The sequence below is a fragment of the Microbacterium sp. NPDC055665 genome, assembly GCF_053618035.1.
In genome coordinates, this window is the sequence record NZ_JBSHGY010000015.1 from 20,194 (window position 1) to 41,657 (window position 21,464).

Below are 21,464 nucleotides of genomic sequence, written 5' to 3' on the forward strand. Positions count from 1 at the left end.
CGCCCGGAGCAGTCGGCGGCGGCATGGTGGATAGGATCGATGACGGCCCGGGACCGCGGGCCGACCGGCCAGATCAGGAGTGTCCCCCCATGAGTGCTGAGCGCGTCGTCCTCGTCACCGGCGGCAATCGCGGCATCGGCCGCGCCATCGCGGAGCGCTTCGTGCGCGACGGCTACCGCGTCGCCGTCACGGCCCGCAGCGGCGAGGGCCCGGAGGGGACTCTCACCGTCCGTGCCGACGTGACGGATGCCGCAGCTCTCGACGCGGCGTTCACCGAGGTGGAGCAGCAGCTCGGCCCGGTCGAGATCGTCGTCGCGAACGCCGGCATCACCAAGGACACGCTGCTCCTGCGCATGAGCGAAGACGATTTCGACAGCGTCGTCGCAACGAACCTCGGGGGCACCTTCCGGGTCGTCAAGCGGGCATCGAAGGGCATGCTCCGCGCACGTTTCGGCCGCATCATCCTGATCTCGAGCGTCGTCGGGCTGTACGGTTCCGCGGGGCAGGTCAACTACTCCGCTTCGAAGAGCGCGCTCGTCGGCTTCGCACGTTCGATCACCCGCGAGCTCGGCGCGCGGGGGATCACAGCCAACGTCGTCGCCCCGGGGTTCATCGAGACCGACATGACGGCGGAACTCCCGGAAGAGACGCAGAAGCAGTACAAGGCGAACATCCCGGCCGGACGGTTCGCCACCCCCGACGAGGTCGCGGGGGTCGTGACCTGGCTCGCGGGCGACGATGCCGGGTACATCTCCGGTGCGGTCATCCCCGTGGACGGCGGCCTCGGGATGGGGCACTGACCCCACCCTGCGGCGTCAGCGGGTGATCGCCCCGATCAGCAGTTCGGCGAGACGGTCGGGAACGGTGAACTGCGGCCAGTGAGCGGAGCCGATCCGGACGACCTCGGCGTCTTCGATCGCGCGGTACTCCTCGGCGAACGGTCCCCATTGGTCGATCATGCCCTCGAAGGTCGCCTGGTCGAGGTCTCCCATGAGCAGTGTCACCGGCACGCGGTAGCGCGCGGGGTCGGTGAGGGAGACGCCGTCGGTGGGCACTCGTGCGGGGACGCTGGATGTGAGCGGCGCCGTGCGCGCGCGTGTGGCCTCATCGAGGTCGTGCACGTCTTCGTCCTCGAAGAAATCCCAGCCGGGAAAGGGAACGACCCCGTCGACGATCGGGAACTCGCTGATCCCGTTTCCGGGCGGGGGAGGGACGGTGTCGACGAGATGACGCGGCTCACGCGGTCGGGGCGCGCATCGGCGACACCCCATGCGACGTTGCCGCCTCCGCTGTGGCCGACGACCACGACATCGCCGTCGACCTCGTCGACCGCGGCGACGGCGGCGTCGACCCAGTCGGCGATGCCGATGTCGGAGGTGACAGCCTCAGGCTCACCGAGCCCCGGCATGGTGAGAGCGTGCACGCGGTGCCCCGCCCGTTCGAGGGCGGGGATCACGTCGTCCCAGCTCGAGGCGTCGAGCCAGAGTCCGGGGATGAGGATGATGTCCATGTGCCGACGCTAGCGGCGGGGGCGGACATCCACCAGAGGCCCGGACTACGGCAGGAGTGCGATGACCTCGGACAGGTCCTGCGGTCCGATGACGAGACTCGCGGCCTCGCGGACGGCGGGCTTGGCGTTGAAGGCCAGACCGAGTCCGGCGACCGCCATCATCTGCAGGTCGTTCGCCCCGTCGCCGATCGCGATCGTCGCGTGCGGGGGCACGCCGAGTTCCGCCGCCCATTCCTGGAGCGAAGTGGCCTTGGCCGCCCCGTCGACGATGCCGCCGTCGACGCGACCGGTGAGTTCCCCGTCGGCGATCTCGAGACGGTTGGCGCGCCATCGGTCGACGCCCAGCCCCGGCGCGACGTCGTCGAGGATCTCGTGGAAGCCCCCGGATACGACTCCAACGACGCCGCCGCGGTCGTGGACGGCCGCGGTGAGCTCGTGCACTCCGGGCGTCGGTTCGATCCGTGCACGCACCCGCTCGAACGCGGCGACCGGTACGCCCTGGAGGGCGGCGACGCGGGAGCGGAGGCTCGCGGCGAAGTCGACCTCGCCGCGCATCGCCGCCTCGGTGGCCGCCTGCACCTCCGCTCGGCGACCTGCCTCATCGGCGAGCAGCTCGATCACCTCGTTGCGGATCAGGGTGGAATCGGCATCGAGGACGACGAGGAAGCGCGCGGCGGTCACCCGTCGAGCCTATCGATCACCGGTCGGTCCGACGCGCCGCGTGACGCCGTCAGCGCTCGATGAAGACGCCCTTGCCGACGACCGTGATGCCGGACTCCGTCACGGTGAAACCCCGTGCGAGGTCCCGCTCGCGGTCGACGCCCACCGTGGCCCCGTCGGCCAGCACCACGTTCTTGTCGAGGATCGCCCGGTGGATGCGCGCACCCTGCCCCACGTGGACGTGGTCGAAGACGACGGAGTCCGTGATTGTCGAACCGCCGCCGGCGAGCGTCCAGGGGCCGACCACGCTGCGCTCCAGGTGGGTGCCGGACAGCACCGACCCGAGCGAGACGATCGAGTCGATCGCGTTGCCGATGCGGCCGACCGAGTCGCGCACGAACTTCGCGGGCGGGGAATTGACCGCCTGCGAGTGGATCGGCCACTCCATGTTGTAGAGATTGAACACGGGCAGAGTCGAGATCAGGTCGCGGTGCGCGTCGAAGAACGAGTCGATGGTCCCCACATCTCGCCAGTACGAGCGATCGCGTGGCGAAGACCCGGGGACGTCGTTCTGCTTCATGTCGTAGTAGCCGGCCTCGCCGCGGTCGACGAAGTACGGGACGATGTCACCGCCCATGTCGTGTCCGGATGTCGGCGACTCGCCGTCGGCCTCGACAGCGGCGATGAGCGCGTCGGCGTCGAAGATGTAGTTGCCCATCGAGGCGAGCACCTCGTGCGGGGAGTCCTCGAGGCCGGCGATGTCGGTCGGCTTCTCCAGAAACTGCTTGATGCGCCCGGATTCGGCGTCGGCGTCGATCACCCCGAACTGCGAAGCCAGCGCGAGGGGCTGACGGATGCCGGCGACCGTCGCCTTCGCACCGGATTCGATGTGCGCCTCGAGCATCTGCCGGAAGTCCATGCGGTACACGTGGTCGGCGCCGATGACCACGACGATGTCGGGCTTCTCGTCGTTGATCAGGTTCATGCTCTGCAGGATCGCGTCGGCGGATCCGGAGAACCATCGCTTGCCGAGTCTCTGCTGCGCGGGGACCGAGGTCACGTACGAATCGAGGAGTGCCGACATGCGCCAGGTCTGCGAGATGTGCCGGTCGAGGCTGTGCGACTTGTACTGCGTCAGCACGACGATCTGCCGGAGCCCGGAGTTGATGAGGTTGGAGATCGCGAAGTCGATCAATCGGTACTGTCCGCCGAAGGGCACTGCGGGTTTCGCGCGATCCGCCGTGAGCGGCATGAGGCGCTTGCCCTCGCCGCCGGCGAGGATGATCCCGAAGACCTTCTTTGGAGCGGACATGGCTCCACCATAGATGCGTTCGCGGCCGCTGTACTAGCGTTCAGACATGCGAGTCGAAATGATCACGAAGGAGTACCCGCCCGAGGTCTACGGCGGTGCCGGAGTGCATGTCGCGGAACTCGTCGCCGCGCTTCGAGAGCACGTCGACGTGCGGGTGCGCGCGTTCGGCGCGACGCGCGACGAGCCCGATACCTTCGCCTATCGCACGCCCGCGGAGCTCGCCGGAGCCAACCCGGCGCTGCAGACTCTGGGCACGGATCTCGAGATCGTTTCCGCCATCGCCGACGCCGACCTCGTGCACAGTCACACCTGGTACGCCAACTTCGCCGGTCACCTCGCCTCGCAGCTGCACGGCATCCCGCATGTGCTCACGGCACACAGCCTGGAGCCGCTCCGTCCGTGGAAGGCCGAGCAGCTGGGCGGCGGGTACGCGATCTCCAGCGGCATCGAGCGCCTCGCGTACGAGAACGCCGCCGCTGTGATCGCGGTGAGCGCCGGCATGCGCGCCGACATCCTCCGCAGCTACCCCCAGGTCGATCCTGCGAAGGTCCGCGTGATCCACAACGGCATCGACGTCGAGCGCTGGCGTCCGGTGCAGGACGCGGCCTTCCTCCAGTCGATCGGGATGGACCCCGCGCGACCGTCGGTGGTGTTCGTCGGTCGGATCACGCGGCAGAAGGGGCTGCCGTATCTGCTGCAGGCCGCCCGACTCCTTCCGCCCGAGGTGCAGCTGGTGCTGTGTGCCGGGGCCCCGGACACCCCGGAGATCATGGCCGAGGTGCAGGAGGGAGTGCGGCTGCTGCAGGAGACGCGTGACGGCGTCATCTGGGTGGAGCGGATGCTGCCGCGCGATGAGCTGTCGGCCATTCTCACCGCCGCGACCACGTTCGTGTGCCCCTCCGTCTACGAACCGCTCGGCATCGTGAACCTCGAGGCGATGGCGTGCGGTGCTGCGGTCGTCGGCACCGCGACCGGGGGCATACCCGAGGTCGTGTCCGACGGTGTCACGGGTCGGCTCGTGCCGATCGAACAGCTGCAGGACGGCACCGGTACGCCGGTGGATCCGGAGCGCTACGTGGCGGATCTGGCTGCCGTGCTCACCGAGGTGGCCATGGATCCTGAGCGGGCACGGGCCTACGGCGAAGCCGGACGCGAGCGCGCACGGGACGACTTCAGCTGGTCTGCCATCGCGGAGACGACGCGCGCGCTCTACGCGGAGCTCACCGCCTGAGCCGATAGGCTGGAACCATGCCGAGCGCTCTGGAATTCACCGACGTCGTCGTGCGCCGTGAAGGACGCAACATCATCGATCACGTGACCTGGGAGGTCGACGACGATCAGCGATGGGTGATCCTTGGACCGAACGGGGCGGGCAAGACCACCCTCCTGCAGCTGGCCGACACACTCATGCACCCGACCTCCGGCACCGTCACCGTGCTGGGGGAGACCCTGGGTCGTACCGACGTGTTCGAGGTGCGTCCGCGCATCGGCTTCGCGTCGTCCGCCATGGCCAAGCGCGTCCCCCGTGACGAGACGGTGCTCAACACCGTGCTCACCGCGGCGTACTCGGTGCTCGGTCGCTGGAACGAGAACTATGAGGACATCGACGAGCGCCGTGCGCTCCGCGTCCTCGCGGACTGGCGCCTCGACCACCTCGCGGACCGCACGTTCGGCACGCTCAGCGACGGCGAGCAGAAGCGCGTGCAGATCGCGCGCGCCGTGATGACCGACCCGGAACTCCTGCTGCTCGACGAGCCGACGGCCTCGCTCGATCTCGGGTCGCGGGAAGAGCTGCTGGCGCTGCTCAGCGGCTACGCGTCCTCGCCGACGACGCCCGCGATGCTGATGGTGACCCACCACGTCGAGGAGATCCCGGTGGGCTTCACGCACGTGATGCTGATTCGCGACGGCGCGATCGTCGCGGCCGGACCGATCGTCGAGACGCTCACGGCCGAAGCTCTCACCGACACGTTCGGCATGCCGATCGTGCTCAGCAGTGAAGACGGCCGCTACGCCGCCCGCGCAGCATCCTGATCCAGGTCTGATAGAATCGATCCTTGGTGCTCTCCGCACCGCAGACTTCCCTCGTCCCTGGCACAATCCAGGGCAGCAACTAAGGAATCCCATGAAGACTGACATTCACCCCGAGTACAAGGCTGTCGTGTTCCGCGACCTCGGCTCGGGCGAGACGTTCCTCACCCGTTCGACCGTGACCGGCGACAAGACCATCGAGCTGGACGGCGTGGAGTACCCCGTCATCGATGTCGAGATCTCGTCCGCGTCGCACCCGTTCTACACGGGCAAGCAGCGCATCATGGACTCGGCCGGCCGCGTCGAGAAGTTCAACCAGCGCTTCAAGGGCTTCGGCGGCTCGTCCAAGTAACGACTGCCACGAAGAAGGCCCCATGCTCCTCGGAGCGTGGGGCCTTCTTCGTTCGTCTGGCGCTTGGCTGGCGGTCTCAGACGTCGATGACGATGCGACCGGCGTCGATGCGGCTCGGCGGGTCGCCGGGCGAGGGCGCCGGCGCCGTCCGCTGCGTCTGCCGGTCGCGCTCGAGCGCGGCCTCATATGCTGACGGCATCCAGATCGCATCGAAGGAGCCGCCGAACCCGCCGCCTGCGCCGTCGTACTTCTCTTCTACGGGCTTCCGGGAGAACGTGTGCGCGATGCCGAAGGCGACGAGACCCGGCCCTGCGATGAGGACGATCGCCACATAGGTCCAGCCGAACACCTCGTTCATGACGATAGCGTAAGCCAGATTCAGCGAGAGTCCATCCCCCTCAGGGTGGACATGCTCAGCGGATGCGGCGGCCCTGTGCGAGGTCGATGAGGCGCGACAGCACCGGCCCCGAGCGCAGCCCGTTATGCTCGTGCTCGCTGGTCACCCAGAGCTTCACGTCGGGGAGCAGGCGTGCCGTCTCGAGGGAGAACTCCATCGGCACGTACACGTCGTCGACGTAGACGGCGGCGGCGCCTGTCGCCCCGGACGCGGCGATCGCCTCCGCGTCGTAGATGCTCGGCCATTCGTGCTCCGCGAGCGCGAGGGTGACGTCGCGCCACGGCTGGAACGCGGGGACCGTCTCGGTCCACTCGCGCCGGATGTGCTCACCGGTGAAGAGCGTCGGGTCGTCGCGGAAGTCGGAGGGCTCCGTGCGCTCGGCCGACCATCGCGTGGCGTGGCCGTCGGCATAGCTGGACTCGTGGAACGCGAAGTACAGCGGATTGCGGCCGTCGAAGGGCATCGCGTGCATCAGGTCGTACCGGAAGGCATTGGAGGCGGGATCGCGCTCGAGCAGTGACCAGACGGTCTGCCAGCCGTCGTTCGTGCCGAGGGCCGAGCCCATCGACCGCAACCGCGATCGGGACACGACCTCGCCGTCGGGGAGCACGATGTCGCCGGCATCCGCCAGGTCGACGAGCCGTCGCATGGCGTCGCGGTGCTCCGGGAATCGACGGTAGTACCGCTCGGACGCCGTGCGCATCTTCTCGTAGCAGAGCGCATACACATCATCGGGGTGTCGCCCGATCGCGCTGAGGCCTCCCGTGATGAAGACGTCCTGCAACGAGGACGCGTCCGTCGAGAGGTAGGCCAGCGTCGTGAAACCGCCGAAGGACTGCCCGAGCACGCTCCAGGTGGCAGCACCCAGGTGTTCGCGGATCGCCTCGCAGTCACGCACGATCGAGTCGGCGCGGAGATGGGTCAGGTGCTCGGCCACGGCCTCGGCGCCGCGGGCGAGATCGTGATCGCCGACCGGGGTCGATTGCCCCGTGCCGCGCTGATCGAGGAGCACCAGGCGGTAGTGGGCGAGGGCTTCATCCAGCCAGGCCGGCGATGTCGAAGAGTGGAACGGGCGGGGAGCCTCGTGCCCCGGTCCGCCCTGCAGGAAGACCAGATAGGGGAGGGACTCACCGCCTTCGCGGGCGACCACGCGCGCGAAGATGTCGATGGTGCGGGAGTCGGCGGCGTCGTCCCAGACGAGCGGGACGGTGAGCGTGTGCTCTTCGACGGTGAGATCCAGCAGCTGGCGGACGACGGTGGTCATGGTCACATCACATTCCCGATGTAGGAGTATTTGACGAAGACCTCCGAGGCGATGCCCGACTCCTCGAGCACCCCCTGCACGGCGGTCATCATGTAGTTGGAGTCCCAGCCCATGTAGAGGAAGTGGGATTCGTCGAGCTCGTCCCACTGGCCCTTCCAGGCCATGTCCTGGTAGATCGGTCCGCCGTGGGCGGCGCAGTAGGCGAGTGCAGCGGCCCTCGTGTCGGTCCATGCGCGCCGGAAGACCCGGTTGAAGAGATACTTCACGTCGGGCACCTCCCACCGCTCACCGCGGTACTCGACGTAGTCGAACTCGCGTTCCCAGCCGGTGGGCCAGCCGCGCCGGCGCACGGCATCCAGGATCGGGGTCAGACCGTCGTCGTCGATCTCCGGAAGCGCGGGACGCGCCCAGATGCGGATCAGGTCGGACGTGAGCGCGACCGTGCGTTGCGTGATCGCGGCCGTGTTCCACGCGGCGACCTCGGACAGCTCGCGGGTCGCGGGCACCGCGCTGCGGGCGTATGCCTCTGCGCGCTTGACCGGGAACGAGGCGCCGAAAACGCGCTCGGTGAGCGGCTGCTCGAGCAGGGTCAGGTTGCCGAGAGTCGGGGCGAGCGCCCGGTGGCTGTTCTGCTCGTCCTCGGAGTAGTCGCTCCAGGGGCGCTCTCCATCGCCCGACCAGGCGTCGCCGGGGACGGTGGGCACGATGTGCTCGACGTCGAACCCGTCTACGTCGTCGACGCCCTCCAGGCGGCCGAGCACGTACGCGGGGTGGGGGAGTTCGCTGTACTTCAGCACGGCGCTCACGCGCTCGTCGGAGGGGGTGATGCGGGCGAAGGCGCGCGCGAGCGAATCACGACCCTCGCGTCGTGCCCGGCAGAGTCGGGCGATGAGCCGTTCGGCAGGAAGGTTGACCAGCGCGCGGCGGAGGTACAGGGCCTGGATCCACTCCAGCGTCTCGATGAGCTCGACGCGATCGATCACTCCCCGGGCGTGGTCGCTGTAGACGCTCATCACGAGGGGGTACGACGAGCGCCCGAAGGTGTTGACGTGTCGCAGCTGTCGCGCGATCTCGGGATCCTTCTCCCGCGAGGGATCGAGGAGGATGCCGTACACCTCGGCATAGTGGCGCCACTCGGCGGCATGCGCCTGCAGGTGTGCGACGTCGACGCGGGGGAACGACTGCCGGAACGCGCTGTACACGCCGTGCTCGCCGTTCGCGGCCACCTCGCGGCCCGTGACGAGCACGAGATAGTGCCGCCAGAAAGCGCCGATGGCCTCACCGGTGTGGCGCTCGATCGGCACCCAGAAGCGGGCTTCGACATCGACCTGCTCCGCGTGGCTGAGACCCATCAGGATGTAGTTGTGGATGAGTTCGTGGTCGCGCAGCGGCTCACCCGTCGAGTTCAGGCTCTCGAAGATCTGCTGGGCGTTCGCCTGGGCTCCGAGGGTGATCGACACGTGCTCGAGCTTCTGCAGCCCGCGCCAGATGAGCGGGACCTCATCCACGTGGATCTGGCTGCGGAAGAAGGCGTAGTTGTCGTCGAAGCGGGACTCGCGATCGGCGTCGTCCCGACGGTCGAGCACGACGGACTCGTACAGGTCGGCCCACGCATCGTGCGGACGCAGCTTGGTGCGGCCGGGTGAGTCGGCGCGGACGAGAACCCGTTCCAGCGCAGCGGCGAGAGCGGCATCGGTGTCGCGGACCGAGTGGTGCAGCGCGGCGACCAGCAGCATCAGCGTGGTGATGCGCTGCTGGCCGTCGATGAGGATCAGGTCGGAATCGGCCGATGTGCCGTCTTCGGCGGAGAGGATCGAGCCGATGAAGTGGCGATGTGCGTCGTCCTCCCGCGCGACGGCGCGGATGTCGGAGAGGAGGCGTTCGCACCCGCCGATGTCCCAGCGGTACTGCCGCTGGTAGACGGGGACGACGATGGTGGTGGTACCCGCCGCGAGCCACTCGATCGTGTTGACTGCCGTCGCCTCGACGTTGGTCGCGGTGCTCATTCTGGTGTCTCGTCCTCCCATAGCGACGGGTGCCGAGGACTCGCCGGGCGCCCCGATCAGTCTATTCGGTTATCCACGGCCGACCTCCGAAGGGCTCGCGGGCTTCGCTGTTAGGCTTGCCTAATCAGGGCCTGTTAAAACGTGCTGGCCCCCGATGAAAGGAACATGACTCGATCATGGGTTACATCAAGTCCGCTGCCCTCGAGGAAAAGGGATTCGTCGTCCTCGACAGCTACAACCAGGAGCTCGACCCCAAGGAATGGCTCGACATCGAGTACAACGACTGGAAGTCGTCGGGTGACACCCGCTTCGCGCCGCTCGCCAGCGCTTTCGGCGACATCGAGTGCAATGGGTTCTGGAACCACAAGCCGCCGCGCACCGACAAGGACGGCGTCTGGATCGACTCGCAGATCGAGAAGGCTCCGAACCTGACGCGTCGCGCACAGGAGCCCGGCGCCAACGTCGGCCGCTGCCGCGTGATCGAGCTGCAGCCGACCCCGTACGGCGAATGCCTCTACAACCTCCACCAGGACGACAACAACCGTCTGAACCCCGACGGCACCGGCTGGGTGGTCCGCGGCTTTTTCAACCTGACGGACGACAAGGACAGCTACTTCGTCCTGCGCGAGAACCGCACCGACCCGAGCATCGAGTACCGCATCGCCCTTCCGGCCGGCGCGCAGCTCATCGTCGACACGCAGCGTCTGTGGCACGCCGCAACGCACAACGGCACCGAGCCGCGCTACTGCCTCATCACGTCGTGGACCTCGGGCCCCGAGCTCGACGCGTACATCGAGAAGTACCACGGCACCGACGACGTCCCCAACTACGAGGTCGACCAGGAGACGCTCGAGTTCGGCTACGCCGAGCAGGCGCGCAAGGATGCTGCTCGCGCGGCCTACTACGCGGCGAAGGGCCAGCAGGTCAAGCAGGCCATGAGCGAGGCCTGATCCTCCTCTGATCACATCGAAGGCCCCGGTCCCCGTGACCGGGGCCTTCGTCGTGGAATCACATGCTTGTGATTTCCGTCGAACTCCGCGAGAATGGGCCCACAACCGCATATTCTCGCCACTTCGTGGTTCAGGTCGTTGGGGAAGACGCACCTGATGAAACGGAGAGATCATGGCGACGGCTTACGCACGCGGAGTGGTGTTCATCCACTCTGCGCCTCGCGCGCTCTGCCCGCACCTCGAATGGGCGGTGGGTCGCGCTATCGGGCGTGCGGTGAATTTCGACTGGACCGAGCAGCCCGTCCTCGAAGGTGCCCGGCGCGCCGAGTTCTACTGGGACGGCCCCGTCGGCACCGGTGCTGCTCTCGCGACCTCCATCCGCGGGTGGGAGCACTTGCGGTTCGAGGTGACCGAAGACCCCACGCCGCGCAGTGATGGCGGGCGCTGGCTGCACACGCCCGACCTCGGCATCCACTACGCGCAGACGGATGCCGCCGGCAACATCGTCATCGGCGAGGACCGGATCCGCTACGCGATGGAGATCGCCGCGGGGAGTGCGATCGAGTTGCAGCGCGAGCTCGACATCGCGCTGGGATCGGCCTGGGACGAGGAGCTGGAGCCGTTCCGTCATGCCAGCGACGACGCCAGGGTCGTCTGGCTGCACAAGGTCGGCTAGCCGACACCACAGACCGGGAGCGGGGGAGGCGTGAGTATCGGATGCCGGTGAATCATCCCGGACGCTGAGAAGACGTATCCCCGCTTCGCACGACGAGGACCCCGCCCCGGAAACGAGGCGGGGTCCTCGTCGCGCGGAGGTGGGCCGCCGGTCAGATGACCGCGGTGTGCTGCAACTCGTCGGTGTGGGACCGCGCGCCTCCGCGCACATCGTCCCAGGCCAGTGCCAGTCGTTGCATGGCCTCGGCTGTCCGCTCCGGCGGGAGGGTGATGGGGATGCGCAGGCGACGTTCGAGTACTCCTCCGGTGGTGAAGCGGGGGCCCGGGGGCAGGATGACACCGCGCTCACGCGCCGCGAGCGACAGTGAGGTCGAGAGTGGCGCGCCGATGTCGATCCATGCCGAGAGGCCGCCCGGGGTCGGCGGCATCCGGAAACCGGGAATTCCGGAAACGCCGCGCTCCACCGCGTCGCGTCCGGCGAGCAACCTGCGGCGGACATGAGACGTCAGCGCCGGCATGTCGTCGAGCAGTTCCACGGCGATGCACTGCTCCAGCAGGGCGGTACCCAATTCGAAGGAGGGGCGCACGGCGAGCAGTCGAGCGATCACCGAGCGTTCCGCGCGGATCCAGCCGATACGCATCCCGCCCCAGGCGATCTTCGACATCGATCCGACAGTGATGACATTCGGCCCGCTCGCGGTCATCGGCGCGGGTGTCCATCCGCGATCGATGTCGAGTTCTGCAGTCGTCTCGTCGACGATGAGGTGGGCGCCGACGTTCCGAGCCGTCGTGACGATCCGCGAGCGCTCATCGTCGGGCAGCGTCGCGCCGGTGGGGTTGTGGAAGTCGGGGATGAGGTATGCGATGTGCGGACGCGACCCGAGGAGTGTTTCGTTCAGATGGCGGGTGTCCCAGCCGTCGACGTCGACGGGCGTGGGCACCAAACGGTAGCCGTGCCGATGCAGCGCTTCGAGCGCGTGCGGGAACGTCGGCTGCTCGACCAGCGCTCGCTCGCCTCGACGTCCGATGGCCGTCAGGATCAGGTTCACCGCGTTGAGTGCCCCCGAGGTGATGATGATCTCGTCCGCGGAGGTCGGGGCTCCGCGATCGCGGAAGCGCTGCGCGACGGCCTCTCGCAGTTCGGGGAGGCCTCGCAACGAGTAGCCGCTGGTGCCGCGCAGGGCAGCGAGGCGGGGAAGGGAACGTACCGTTGCGTCATACAGTCCGGGGGTCGAATCCATCGAGGCGATCGAGAGGTCGATGGCGTCGTCATCGGGTTCCGTGCTCCCCGCATCCTGACCATGGGGGAGCATCACCCGGGTGCTTCCTCCATGTAGGCGGGAGACATACCCATCGGTCTCGAGCAGTCCGTAGGCGCGAGTGATGGTCGAACGCGAGCGCCGCAGTTCGAGCGCGAGGGCTCGTTCACTCGGCAGACGCTCGCCGACCGTGAGACGACCGTCGAGGATCAGTGCCCTGATGCGATCAGCCAGCGTCATCGCCGTCGCTCCTGCGACATTGTTCGCCCCGAGCTGCTCGACGAGTCGTGATCCCATGCCTCCATCCTGGCGCAAAGTGGTCTGATGTGCGCATGCCACTTTGCGGCGAGTGGATTCGCCTCGGAGCCGGTGCGACGGGCCAGAGTGGAAGGATGCTCCTCCGCTCTGTGTTCCTTCCTGTGGCCGCCGCCAGCCGGCGTGACCTCGTCGAGAGGCTCGTGCAGCTGCTCGTCGGCCTCTTCCTCTACGGCGTGGCGCTCGGCTTCATGGTGCGCGGCGGCATCGGGGTGGCGCCGTGGGACGTGCTGGCGCTGGGCCTCGCCGGCCAGACCGGAGTCGGATACGGCGTGATGACCGTGCTCGTCTCGATCGTGGTGCTGCTGCTGTGGATTCCGTTGCGTCAGCGGGTCGGGCTGGGGACCGTTCTGAACGCGCTCCTGGTCGGCCCCAGTGCCGATCTCGCGCTGTTCCTGATCCCGCAGCCGGCCTCGGTCTGGATCGGCGCCCCCATGTTCGTCTTCGGTCTCCTCCTCCTCGCCTTCGCGACGGGTCTCTACATCGCCGCCGACTTCGGTCCCGGTCCGCGCGACGGCCTGATGACCGGGTTGGTCCGACGCACCGGGTGGGCGGTGTGGCTCGTCCGCACGCTGATCGAAGGCGGCGTGCTGCTCGTCGGCTTCCTCCTCGGCGGTCCTGTGGGCGTCGGGACGGTGCTCTTCGCGTTCGGTGTCGGCCCGCTGATCGGGTGGTTCCTGCCGCGCATCACACGCATCCGCGAAGCGCGCTCGCGCCGGCTCGGGGCGCTGCGCGCCTGACCGCGATCGGAACCAGGTCACGGGCGATCGACGGCCTGCAGACACGAAGAGAGGCCCCCGGAATCCCGAGGGCCTCTCTTCGTGTCTGCAGCGTCAGTCCGCGCTGGCGACGACCAGCACGGCGTTGTGTCCGCCGAACCCGAACGAATTGCTGATCGCGATCTGCGGACCGTCGCCGAGCGGCGTGGCCTCGCCGGAAAGGCGGAACGGGACCGCCGGGTCGGGCTCGGTCATGTTGATGGTCGGCGGAGCGACGCGGTCGCGCAGGGCGAGCAGCGAGAAGATCGCCTCCAGGGCACCGGTACCACCGAGCAGGTGACCGGTGGAGGCCTTGGTCGCCGACACGGGAATCTCGTCGATCCGGTCGCCGAAGACCTTCTTGAGAGCGACATACTCGTTCGGGTCACCGACCGGTGTCGACGTGGCGTGCGCGTTGATGTGGGTGACCTGGTCGGCTGTGACCCCGGCCTCTTCGAGCGCCTGCGTGACGGCCCGTGCTGCGCCGTTGCCCTCGGGGTCGTTCCCAGTGATGTGGTACGCGTCGGCTGTGACTCCGCCGCCGAGCACGTAGCCGTAGATCTTGGCGCCGCGAGCCTTCGCGTGCTCCTCGGTCTCGAGGATCAGTGCGGCTGCGCCCTCGCCCATGACGAACCCGTCACGGTCGATCGCGCCGGGGCGTGACGCGTGGGCCGGGTCGTCGTTCCGACGCGACAGCGCCTGCGCCGACGCGAACGAGGCCATCGTGATCGGGTGGATCGCGGACTCGGTGCCACCGGCGATCACGACGTCGGCGAGGCCGTCCTGCAGGTGGTGGAAAGCGTGGATGATCGACTCCGTGCTGGAGGCGCACGCGCTGACGACGGTCTGCGCATAGGCGCGAGCCTCGAACTGCAGCGAGAGGTTGCCCGCAGCGGCGTTCGGCATGAGCATCGGGACCGTCAGCGGCATGACCCGTCGCGGGCCCTTCTCGCGAAGCGTGTCCCAGGCGTCCAGGAGGGTCCAGAGTCCGCCGATGCCGGTGGCGAAGTCGATGCCGAGTCGCTCGGGAGCGACTTCGGGGGAGCCGGCGTCCGCCCACGCCTCGCGGGCCGCGATGAGGGCGAACTGCGACGACGGATCGAGGCGCTTGGCCTCGTGGCGGGGGAGCACCTCTTCCGGGCGCACGATCGCCTCGGCGGCGAAGGTGACGGGCAGCTCGTACTGCTGCACCCAGTCGTGTTCGAGCGTGCGGGTGCCGGACATGCCGGCCAGCAGGTTCGTCCAGTTCTCCGGGGCCGTGCCGCCGATGGCGGACGTGGCGCCGATGCCGGTGACGACGATGCGCTTGGTCATGGGGTGTGGTTCCTTGTCGAACGTCGAAGGGGATGAGAGGGCAGGGCGGAGGATGCCACTCCCGCGCGGTGCGGGGGTGGCATCCTGCCGGGATTACTCCTGGCCCGCGACGATGAAGTTGACGGCGTCGCCGACGGTCTTCAGGTTCTTGACCTCGTCGTCGGGGATGGTGACGCCGAACTTCTCCTCGGCGTTGACGACGATCGTCATCATCGAGATGGAGTCGATGTCGAGGTCATCGGTGAACGACTTCTCGAGGGCGACCTCGGAGGCGTTGATGCCGGTCTCGTCGGTGATCAGCTCTGCGAGGCCTGCGAGGACCTCATCGTTGGTGAAAGCCATGTGGTCTTCCTCTTTCTTGCGGGTTGTATTCGGAACCGTGGAACAGTCTAGAGAAGGTCAGCGCATTCTCAGGGAAGGACGACGACCTGTGCGGCGAACACGAGTCCGGCGCCGAAGCCGATCTGCAGCGCGAGACCGCCGGAGAGCTCGGGGTGCTCGGCCATCAGACGGTGACTCGCCAGCGGGATCGATGCCGCCGAGGTGTTGCCCGTGGTCTCGATGTCGCGGGCGATCACCGTGGTCTCCGGCAGCTTCAGCTGCTTCGCGAACTCGTCGATGATGCGCATGTTCGCCTGGTGGGGGATGAAGGCCGCGATGTCGGAGGGCTCGACGCCCGCCTTGTCCAGTGCCTCGCGTGCGACCTTGGCCATCTCCCAGACGGCCCAGCGGAAGACCGTCGGGCCCTCCTGGCGCAGCGTGGGCCACGGCACCACACCGTCGCGGAAGTCGGTGAGCGTGCCGTTCATCCCGACCGCGTCGGCCTTGGAGCCGTCGGACCCCCAGACGGCGGGGGCGATGCCCGGTGTCTCGCTCGGGCCGATCAGCGCGGCCCCCGCCCCGTCGCCGAGGAGGAAGGAGATGCTCCGGTCGGTCGGGTCGACGACGTCGGAGAGCTTCTCGGTGCCGATGACCAGGGCGTAGCGGGCTGCCCCGGCCTTGATCAGCGCGTCGGCCTGGGCGATCGCATAGGCGTATCCGGCGCAGGCCGCATTGATGTCGTAGGCAGCGGCGGGGTTCGCACCGACGCGGTCGGCGACGATCGCCGAGACCGACGGGGTCTGCTTCGGGTTGCTGATGGTCGCGACGATCACCAGGTCGACCTGGTCGGCCGGCACACCCGACTTCTCGATGGCCTCGGCTGCTGCCGTGGTGGCGAGGTCGATGGCGTCGGTGCCCTTGTCGGCCCGGGCACGGGTGATGATGCCGGTGCGCTGGCGGATCCACTCGTCGCTGGAGTCGATCGGCCCGATCAGGTCTTCGTTCGGAACGGCATTCTCGCCACGGGCGGCACCGTACGAGTAGATGCGGGTGTAGGCGGGGCCGGTGACCTGGGCGAGGGTGACGCTCATGCGGCTTCTCCGTTCAGCAGCGCGACGGCTGCATCGAGGTCTTCAGGGGACTTCACTGCGACGGTCGGAACGCCGCGCAGGCTGCGCTTGGCGAGCCCGACGAGAGCACCAGCGGGCGCGAGCTCGATCACGCCGGTGACCCCGGCGTCGGAGAACGACTGCATGCACAGGTCCCAGCGCACGGGGGAGGAGACCTGGTCGACGAGATAGCTGAGCGCTTGTGTGCCGTCGGCGACAACGGAGCCGTCACGATTGGTCCACAGCGTGATGTCGGGGTTCGCGGGCGCGACGTCGGCGACCGCGTCGCGGAGGGCCGAGACCGCAGAGGCCATGTAGCGCGTGTGGAATGCACCCGCGACCTGGAGCGGGATCACGCGAGTGCCCTTGAGAGGATCCTCAGCGAGAGCCGCGAGGGCCGGAAGCGCGCCGGCGACCACGATCTGACCGCCGCCGTTGTAGTTCGCGGGGAACAGGTCGAGTTCGGCGAGCCGTGCGAGGAGCGCTTCTTCGTCGCCGCCGAGGACTGCACTCATGCCGGTCTGCTCCTGCGCCGCGGCGTCGGCCATCGCGCGACCACGGATACCGACGAGGCGCATGCCTGTCTCGGCATCGATCACGCTGCTCCCGACGAGCGCCGCGATCTCGCCCACCGAGTGTCCGGCGATTCCGTCGGCGCGCCGCCCGGCCTTCTGCACCAGGGCGTCACCGGCGATCAGGGAGGCCGCGACGATCAGCGGTTGCGCGATGCGCGTGTCGCGGATCGTGTCGGCATCCGACACCGTGCCGTGTTCGCGGAGATCGACCTCTGCGGCATCCGAGTACGCGGCGAGGCGCTCGGCCACTCCGTCGAGCTCGAGCCAAGGAGCGAGGAAACCGGGGGTCTGCGAGCCCTGACCTGGGCATACGACGACAATCACCCACCCAGTCTGTCAACGATTGCGGCGGAGCGGTGGATGATCCATCACAAGATTGCGAGAAACCCTTGTGTGTGGCGTACAGATCCGCCGGTCTCAGCGCTGCGGGCGTCGAAGCGGGACCCGTCGCCGCACCTGTTCGGCGGTCCCGATCGAGCCGAGGATCAGCGCTGTCTGCAGGATGAGCGCCTCGCGGGGACCGGTGGCATCCCACCCGATGACCTCGCTCACGCGCTTGAGTCGGTAGCGCACCGTGTTCGGGTGCACGAAGAGCTCGCGGGCCGTCGCCTCGAGGGAGCGGCCGTTGTCGAGGTAGCTCCAGAGCGTCGTGACCAGGTCTGTGGAGTGCGCCTGCAACGGACGGAAGATGCGCTCGATCAGAGTCTGCTTCGCGAGCGGGTCGCCGGCGAGGGCTCGCTCGGGGAGCAGGTCATCGGCCTCGACCGGGCGGGGAGCGCTGCGCCAGGCGCGGGCCACCGCGAAGCCGGCGAGAGCGGCGCGGGCGCTCTGACTCGCGTCGACGAGAGCCGCGACGGCAGGGCCGAGCACGACGTAGCCCGGACCGAACGACGGCTCGAGCCGGGTCGCGATCTCCTGGAACCCGAGCTCCTCTTCCTCCCCTTCGGCCCCTTCAGCGCGCGCACGCCCGAGGACGAGGACGAGTCGAGAGCCCTGCACACCGATGAGGACGTCGACGGCGAGCTTCCTGGCGGTTCGGCGGACGAGATCCACATCGAACTGCGGGGGTGTGGTGCCGACCAGGACGGCGACCTCGCCGTGGCCGTGCCAGCCGAGTGCCGCGATGCGGCTCGGCAGTTCCTCGTCGGCTTCGCCGGTGAGGATGGAGTCGACGACGAGGGCTTCGAGCCGGGCGTCCCACAGGCCGCGCGCCTCGGCGGCCCTCGCGTACACGTCGGCCGCGGCGAAGGCGACATCGCGCGAGTAGAGCAGGATCGCCTCGCGGAGATCGTTGCCTCTGCCGGCGACGCGTTCCTCGGTGACCTCGACGGTCACCCGGATCAGCTGGAGCGTCTGCTGGAGGCTGACGCTCCGCAGCAGCTCACGCGGAGCCGCAGCGAAGATATCGGCCGCGATCCATGGCGTGGAGGTGGGGTCTTCGTACCACTGGATGAACGACGTGATACCCGCCTGGGCCACCAGCCCGACCGCGGAGCGGCGGGCTGGTGGCATGTCGGCGTACCACGGGAGGGTGTCCTCCAGGCGCTTGATCGTCACCGAGGCGATGTCACCGGAGATCCGGCGCAGCCAGGTGAGCGTCGCGGCCTTGTCCATGCCGGAAGGAGAAGAACCTGTCACCGAGGGCTCAGCTTTCGCCGCCCGCGTTGCCGCTGGTTCCGGCGTTCACATCGTGCAGACGGTACTTCTCGATCGCCTGAGCCGCGAGCGAGCGGTCGACCTTGCCGTCTTCGGCGAGCGACTGCAGCGTGCGGACCACGATCGACGGGCCGTCGATCTTGAAGAAGCGACGAGCGGCTGCGCGGGTGTCCGAGAAGCCGAAGCCATCGGCGCCGAGCGTGGCGAAGCGGTTCGGGACCCACGGGCGGATCTGGTCCTGCACGGCGTGCATGAAGTCGCTGACCGCGACGACCGGACCTTCGGCGCCCTGGAGCTTCTGAGTGAGGTACGCGGTGCGCGGCTCGGCTTCGGGGTGCAGGAAGTTGTGCTCGTCGGCGGCGAGGCCGTCGCGGCGCAGCTCGGTCCAGGAGGTGACCGACCACACGTCGGCGATCACGCCCCAGTCGTTCTTCAGCAGCTCCTGGGCCTCGAGAGCCCAGGGGAGTCCGACACCCGACGCGAACAGCTGTGCGCGGTGGCCCTCGCCCTCGCCGACCGAGACGCGGTGGATGCCGCGGACGATGCCGTCCACGTCCACGTCCTCCGGCTCGGCGGGCATCACGAGAGGCTCGTTGTAGAGCGTGATGTAGTACATCACGTTCGGGTCTTCGTGGTTGCCGCCGTACATGCGCTCGAGACCGGAGCGCACGATGTGCGCGATCTCGTAGCCGTAAGCCGGGTCGTACGAGATCGTCGCCGGGTTGGTGGCGGCGAGCAGGTGCGAGTGGCCGTCGGCGTGCTGGAGGCCTTCACCGGTGAGGGTGGTGCGACCGGCGGTGGCGCCCATGATGAAGCCGCGGGCCATCTGGTCTCCGGCAGCCCACTGAGCGTCGCCCGTGCGCTGGAAGCCGAACATCGAGTAGAAGATGTAGACCGGGATGAGGGGCTCGCCATGCGTGGCGTAGGAGGTTCCGGCGGCGGTGAAGGCCGCGAGTGCGCCGGCCTCGTTGATGCCGACGTGCACGATCTGGCCCTGCGGGCTCTCCTTGTAGGCGAGGAGCAGCTCACGGTCGACCGACGTGTAGTGCTGGCCGTTCGGGTTGTAGATCTTCGCCGAGGGGAAGTACGCATCCATGCCGAACGTGCGCGCCTCGTCGGGGATGATCGGCACGATGCGGTGGCCGAAGTCCTTCGAACGCAGCAGGTCCTTGAGCAGACGGACGAACGCCATCGTGGTGGCGATCTCCTGCGTGCCGGAACCCTTCTTGGGAAGCGCATATGCGGTGTCGTCCGGCAGTGACAGGCCGACGTGCGTCGAGCGGCGCTCCGGCAGGTAGCCGCCGAGTGCCTGACGGCGCTCGAGCATGTACTGGATCGTCTCGTCCTGGGGGCCCGGGTTGTAGTACGGGGGCAGGTACGGGTTCTCTTCGAGCTGCGCGTCCGTGATCGGGATGTGCATCGCGTCGCGGAACGTCTTGAGGTTGTCCAGCGTCATCTTCTTCATCTGGTGGGTCGCGTTGCGGCCCTCGAAGTGCGGACCGAGGCCGTAGCCCTTGACGGTCTTCGCGAGGATGACGGTGGGCTTGCCCTTGTGCTCGGTCGCTGCCTTGAAGGCGGCGTAGACCTTGCGGTAGTCGTGGCCGCCGCGCTTGAGGTTCCAGATGTCGTCGTCGGAGTAGTCCTTGACGAGGGCGGCTGCGCGCTCGTCGCGGCCGAAGAAGTGCTCGCGGACGTATGCGCCGGACTCGGCCTTGTACGTCTGGTAGTCACCGTCGGGGGTGACGTTCATCAGGTTGAGCAGAGCGCCCTCGGTGTCGCGGGCGAGCAGGTCGTCCCACTCACGGCCCCAGACGACCTTGATGACGTTCCAGCCGGCGCCGCGGAAGAACGACTCCAGCTCCTGGACGATCTTGCCGTTGCCGCGCACCGGGCCGTCGAGGCGCTGCAGGTTGCAGTTGACGACGAAGGTCAGGTTGTCGAGACCCTCGTTGGCGGCGACCTGCAGCTGGCCGCGGCTCTCGACCTCGTCCATCTCGCCATCGCCCAGGAACGCCCAGACGTGCGACTGGGACGTGTCCTTGATGCCGCGGTTCTCGAGGTACTTGTTCGACATCGCCTGGTAGATCGCGTTGATCGGGCCGAGGCCCATCGACACGGTCGGGAACTGCCAGTACTCCGGCATCAGGCGCGGGTGCGGGTAGGACGGGATGCCGTGCGGCGCGTGCGACTTCTCCTGGCGGAAGCCGTCGAGCTGGTCCTCGCTCAGGCGTCCTTCGAGGAAGGAGCGGGCGTAGGTGCCGGGGGAGGCGTGACCCTGGATGAAGATCTGGTCCGCACCGCCGGGGTTGTCGGCACCCTTGAAGAAGTGGTTGAAGCCGACTTCGTACAGAGCCGCCGACGAGGCGTAGGTCGAGATGTGACCGCCGACGCCGATACCAGGGCGCTGGGCACGGTGCACCGTGATGGCGGCGTTCCACCGGATCCAGGCGCGGTAGCGGCGCTCGATCTCCTCGTCACCGGGGAACTCGGGCTCGTTCTCGGGAGCGATGGTGTTGATGTAGTCCGTCGTCGGGACCATCGGCACGCCCAGGTGCAGCTCCTTCGAGCGCTTGAGCAAGCTGAGCATGATCTCGCGGCCTCGGCCGTGCCCCTTGGCATCGACCAGCTCATCGAGGGACTGCTGCCACTCGCCGGTCTCCTCCGGATCGCTGTCGAGGGGGCCCTGGGAATAAGGATCCTGGTCGTGCACGGTCACGGGGCGAACCTTTCGTCAAGCTGGCAGGTCATGCCAAGGAAACGGGAAGCGACACGGGCAGTCTTGTCAGCTGTGCACAACGCGCGCCGCAATCAGCCTATCCCTCTTCTACGACACGGGTGCGCATCGGGTGGCCGATACACTGGGTGCACCAGGGCCTTTAGCTCAGCTGGTAGAGCGCCACGTTTACACCGTGGATGTCGTCGGTTCGATCCCGGCAGGGCCCACTGGAGTCGGCGCTTCGTCGCCGAGCTCAAGCCACTTCGCGTCCACGCCTGTCGCCA

20 protein-coding genes, 1 tRNA gene and 1 pseudogene are annotated in these 21,464 nt (G+C 68.1%); 8 read left to right on the forward strand and 14 right to left on the reverse strand.

Annotated elements, in window-relative coordinates; translation table 11 throughout:
• Positions 1-89: 89 nt before the first annotated feature.
• On the forward strand, positions 90-800 hold the full coding sequence (locus tag ACWGO6_RS18390) for a beta-ketoacyl-ACP reductase (RefSeq protein WP_029261772.1): 711 nt from the start codon (positions 90-92) through the stop codon (positions 798-800).
• Positions 801-815: 15 nt separating this feature from the next.
• On the opposite strand, the gene ACWGO6_RS18395 is transcribed toward ACWGO6_RS18390, so the two are convergent.
• From ACWGO6_RS18395 to glgC, 4 genes and pseudogenes are all read right to left on the reverse strand, one after another.
• Positions 816-1,121, reverse strand: coding sequence for an alpha/beta fold hydrolase (locus ACWGO6_RS18395; RefSeq protein ID WP_452327586.1), 306 nt, complete (start codon positions 1,119-1,121; stop codon positions 816-818).
• Between the two features lie 92 nt (positions 1,122-1,213).
• Positions 1,214-1,510, reverse strand: a pseudogene (locus tag ACWGO6_RS18400) (alpha/beta fold hydrolase); the annotation flags it as partial.
• A gap of 45 nt (positions 1,511-1,555) precedes the next feature.
• Entirely contained in the window at positions 1,556-2,191 is a 636-nt protein-coding gene (gene serB, locus ACWGO6_RS18405; RefSeq protein WP_136042054.1) for a phosphoserine phosphatase SerB, read from the reverse strand.
• A 49-nt stretch (positions 2,192-2,240) separates the two neighbouring features.
• Positions 2,241-3,482, reverse strand: a complete 1,242-nt coding sequence (gene glgC, locus ACWGO6_RS18410) for a glucose-1-phosphate adenylyltransferase (protein WP_136042055.1) — start codon at positions 3,480-3,482, stop codon at positions 2,241-2,243.
• A gap of 46 nt (positions 3,483-3,528) precedes the next feature.
• On the opposite strand from glgC, the gene glgA reads away from it, so the two are divergent.
• The 3 genes from glgA (at position 3,529) to ACWGO6_RS18425 (ending at position 5,865) form a co-directional block, all read left to right on the forward strand.
• Positions 3,529-4,713, forward strand: a complete 1,185-nt coding sequence (glgA, locus tag ACWGO6_RS18415; RefSeq protein WP_136042056.1) for a glycogen synthase — start codon at positions 3,529-3,531, stop codon at positions 4,711-4,713.
• A gap of 17 nt (positions 4,714-4,730) precedes the next feature.
• Positions 4,731-5,516, forward strand: a complete 786-nt coding sequence (locus tag ACWGO6_RS18420) for an ABC transporter ATP-binding protein (RefSeq protein WP_452327580.1) — start codon at positions 4,731-4,733, stop codon at positions 5,514-5,516.
• A gap of 91 nt (positions 5,517-5,607) precedes the next feature.
• Positions 5,608-5,865 (forward strand): type B 50S ribosomal protein L31, encoded by a 258-nt coding sequence (locus tag ACWGO6_RS18425; protein ID WP_028501712.1) that lies wholly within the window; start codon positions 5,608-5,610, stop codon positions 5,863-5,865.
• Positions 5,866-5,941: 76 nt separating this feature from the next.
• On the opposite strand, the gene ACWGO6_RS18430 is transcribed toward ACWGO6_RS18425, so the two are convergent.
• The 3 genes from ACWGO6_RS18430 to ACWGO6_RS18440 are packed head-to-tail and all read right to left on the reverse strand — an operon-like array spanning position 5,942 to position 9,532.
• On the reverse strand, positions 5,942-6,223 hold the full coding sequence (locus ACWGO6_RS18430; protein ID WP_136042058.1) for a hypothetical protein: 282 nt from the start codon (positions 6,221-6,223) through the stop codon (positions 5,942-5,944).
• A 55-nt stretch (positions 6,224-6,278) separates the two neighbouring features.
• Entirely contained in the window at positions 6,279-7,532 is a 1,254-nt protein-coding gene (locus ACWGO6_RS18435; protein WP_452327581.1) for an alpha/beta fold hydrolase, read from the reverse strand.
• Positions 7,529-9,532: a DUF262 domain-containing protein gene (locus tag ACWGO6_RS18440; RefSeq protein ID WP_452327582.1), complete on the reverse strand. Its 2,004-nt coding sequence runs from the start codon at positions 9,530-9,532 to the stop codon at positions 7,529-7,531. Before ACWGO6_RS18440 ends, ACWGO6_RS18435 begins: the two co-directional genes overlap by 4 nt.
• Before the next feature lie 176 nt (positions 9,533-9,708).
• Here ACWGO6_RS18440 and ACWGO6_RS18445 point away from each other — a divergent pair, with 176 nt between their 5' ends.
• Positions 9,709-10,482, forward strand: a complete 774-nt coding sequence (locus ACWGO6_RS18445) for a hypothetical protein (protein WP_136042061.1) — start codon at positions 9,709-9,711, stop codon at positions 10,480-10,482.
• Between the two features lie 172 nt (positions 10,483-10,654).
• Complete coding sequence (locus ACWGO6_RS18450; protein WP_136042062.1) at positions 10,655-11,158, forward strand: DUF3145 domain-containing protein; 504 nt, start codon at positions 10,655-10,657, stop codon at positions 11,156-11,158.
• A gap of 151 nt (positions 11,159-11,309) precedes the next feature.
• Here the strand turns inward: ACWGO6_RS18450 and yczR are convergent, their stop codons facing one another.
• Positions 11,310-12,713: a MocR-like transcription factor YczR gene (gene yczR / locus ACWGO6_RS18455; RefSeq protein WP_452327583.1), complete on the reverse strand. Its 1,404-nt coding sequence runs from the start codon at positions 12,711-12,713 to the stop codon at positions 11,310-11,312.
• 95 nt (positions 12,714-12,808) lie between these two features.
• Between yczR and yczE the strand changes: the two genes are divergently transcribed.
• Positions 12,809-13,471 carry a membrane protein YczE gene (gene yczE / locus ACWGO6_RS18460; protein ID WP_136042064.1) on the forward strand — a complete coding sequence of 221 codons (663 nt, stop codon included), beginning with the start codon at positions 12,809-12,811 and terminating at the stop codon, positions 13,469-13,471.
• A 93-nt stretch (positions 13,472-13,564) separates the two neighbouring features.
• Here the strand turns inward: yczE and ACWGO6_RS18465 are convergent, their stop codons facing one another.
• The 6 genes from ACWGO6_RS18465 to aceE all read right to left on the reverse strand — a co-directional run bounded on the left by ACWGO6_RS18465 (position 13,565) and on the right by aceE (position 21,180).
• Complete coding sequence (locus tag ACWGO6_RS18465; protein ID WP_091036792.1) at positions 13,565-14,803, reverse strand: beta-ketoacyl-[acyl-carrier-protein] synthase family protein; 1,239 nt, start codon at positions 14,801-14,803, stop codon at positions 13,565-13,567.
• Between the two features lie 93 nt (positions 14,804-14,896).
• Complete coding sequence (locus tag ACWGO6_RS18470) at positions 14,897-15,145, reverse strand: acyl carrier protein (protein ID WP_017202249.1); 249 nt, start codon at positions 15,143-15,145, stop codon at positions 14,897-14,899.
• Between the two features lie 68 nt (positions 15,146-15,213).
• Positions 15,214-16,215, reverse strand: a complete 1,002-nt coding sequence (locus ACWGO6_RS18475) for a beta-ketoacyl-ACP synthase III (protein ID WP_136042065.1) — start codon at positions 16,213-16,215, stop codon at positions 15,214-15,216.
• Positions 16,212-17,132, reverse strand: a complete 921-nt coding sequence (locus ACWGO6_RS18480; RefSeq protein ID WP_452327584.1) for an ACP S-malonyltransferase — start codon at positions 17,130-17,132, stop codon at positions 16,212-16,214. The genes ACWGO6_RS18475 and ACWGO6_RS18480 overlap by 4 nt, the downstream gene beginning before the upstream one ends.
• Before the next feature lie 93 nt (positions 17,133-17,225).
• The gene (locus ACWGO6_RS18485; RefSeq protein WP_136042067.1) at positions 17,226-18,422 is read right to left on the reverse strand and encodes a PucR family transcriptional regulator; all 1,197 of its coding nucleotides are present in this window, start codon (positions 18,420-18,422) and stop codon (positions 17,226-17,228) included.
• Positions 18,423-18,453: 31 nt separating this feature from the next.
• Positions 18,454-21,180, reverse strand: coding sequence for a pyruvate dehydrogenase (acetyl-transferring), homodimeric type (gene aceE, locus ACWGO6_RS18490; RefSeq protein WP_452327585.1), 2,727 nt, complete (start codon positions 21,178-21,180; stop codon positions 18,454-18,456).
• Between the two features lie 154 nt (positions 21,181-21,334).
• On the opposite strand from aceE, the gene ACWGO6_RS18495 reads away from it, so the two are divergent.
• Positions 21,335-21,407 (forward strand) — tRNA-Val (locus ACWGO6_RS18495).
• The last annotated feature ends 57 nt before the right edge of the window (positions 21,408-21,464 follow it).

Excerpts from the sequence above, each read along its gene's own strand:
- ACWGO6_RS18465 (WP_091036792.1), bottom strand. The coding sequence starts at position 14,803 with ATGACCAAGCGCATCGTCGTCACCGGCATCGGCGCCACGTCCGCCATC.
- ACWGO6_RS18450 (WP_136042062.1), top strand. The coding sequence starts at position 10,655 with ATGGCGACGGCTTACGCACGCGGAGTGGTGTTCATCCACTCTGCGCCT.
- yczR (WP_452327583.1), bottom strand. The coding sequence starts at position 12,713 with ATGGGATCACGACTCGTCGAGCAGCTCGGGGCGAACAATGTCGCAGGA.
- ACWGO6_RS18390 (WP_029261772.1), top strand. The coding sequence starts at position 90 with ATGAGTGCTGAGCGCGTCGTCCTCGTCACCGGCGGCAATCGCGGCATC.
- yczE (WP_136042064.1), top strand. The coding sequence starts at position 12,809 with ATGCTCCTCCGCTCTGTGTTCCTTCCTGTGGCCGCCGCCAGCCGGCGT.
- ACWGO6_RS18440 (WP_452327582.1), bottom strand. The coding sequence starts at position 9,532 with ATGAGCACCGCGACCAACGTCGAGGCGACGGCAGTCAACACGATCGAG.
- glgA (WP_136042056.1), top strand. The coding sequence starts at position 3,529 with ATGCGAGTCGAAATGATCACGAAGGAGTACCCGCCCGAGGTCTACGGC.
- ACWGO6_RS18430 (WP_136042058.1), bottom strand. The coding sequence starts at position 6,223 with ATGAACGAGGTGTTCGGCTGGACCTATGTGGCGATCGTCCTCATCGCA.
- ACWGO6_RS18475 (WP_136042065.1), bottom strand. The coding sequence starts at position 16,215 with ATGAGCGTCACCCTCGCCCAGGTCACCGGCCCCGCCTACACCCGCATC.
- ACWGO6_RS18445 (WP_136042061.1), top strand. The coding sequence starts at position 9,709 with ATGGGTTACATCAAGTCCGCTGCCCTCGAGGAAAAGGGATTCGTCGTC.
- ACWGO6_RS18470 (WP_017202249.1), bottom strand. The coding sequence starts at position 15,145 with ATGGCTTTCACCAACGATGAGGTCCTCGCAGGCCTCGCAGAGCTGATC.
- glgC (WP_136042055.1), bottom strand. The coding sequence starts at position 3,482 with ATGTCCGCTCCAAAGAAGGTCTTCGGGATCATCCTCGCCGGCGGCGAG.
- ACWGO6_RS18485 (WP_136042067.1), bottom strand. The coding sequence starts at position 18,422 with ATGGACAAGGCCGCGACGCTCACCTGGCTGCGCCGGATCTCCGGTGAC.
- ACWGO6_RS18425 (WP_028501712.1), top strand. The coding sequence starts at position 5,608 with ATGAAGACTGACATTCACCCCGAGTACAAGGCTGTCGTGTTCCGCGAC.
- ACWGO6_RS18420 (WP_452327580.1), top strand. The coding sequence starts at position 4,731 with ATGCCGAGCGCTCTGGAATTCACCGACGTCGTCGTGCGCCGTGAAGGA.